The organism is Pseudomonas sp. AKS31 (assembly GCF_023634765.1).
GTDB lineage: Bacteria > Pseudomonadota > Gammaproteobacteria > Pseudomonadales > Pseudomonadaceae > Aquipseudomonas.
This window is the reverse complement of sequence record NZ_JAMLFX010000026.1, coordinates 1-250: the sequence shown is the minus strand read 5'-3', so window position 1 is coordinate 250 and position 250 is coordinate 1. Positions and strand designations below refer to the sequence as shown.

Below are 250 nucleotides of genomic sequence, written 5' to 3'. Positions count from 1 at the left end.
TTAATCTTGACGATGACCTACTCTCACATGGGGAAACCCCACACTACCATCGGCGATGCATCGTTTCACTTCTGAGTTCGGGATGGGATCAGGTGGTTCCAACGCTCTATGGTCGTCAAGAAATTCTGTATCTGGCCCGTCAACACGGTAACAAGCCAGAAAAAACGGATGTTTCTACTTAAAACAAAACCCCAACTGCTTTCGCAATTGGGGTTTCGGAATTTAATCTTGACGATGACCTACTCTCACA

Annotated in this window: 1 rRNA gene; it reads right to left on the bottom strand. The window is 46.0% G+C overall.

From position 1 onward, the window contains the following. Window positions 1–4 precede the first annotated feature (4 nt). Window positions 5–120: ribosomal RNA gene (rrf, locus tag M9827_RS27325) — 5S ribosomal RNA — on the bottom strand. Window positions 121–250: the final 130 nt, after the last annotated feature.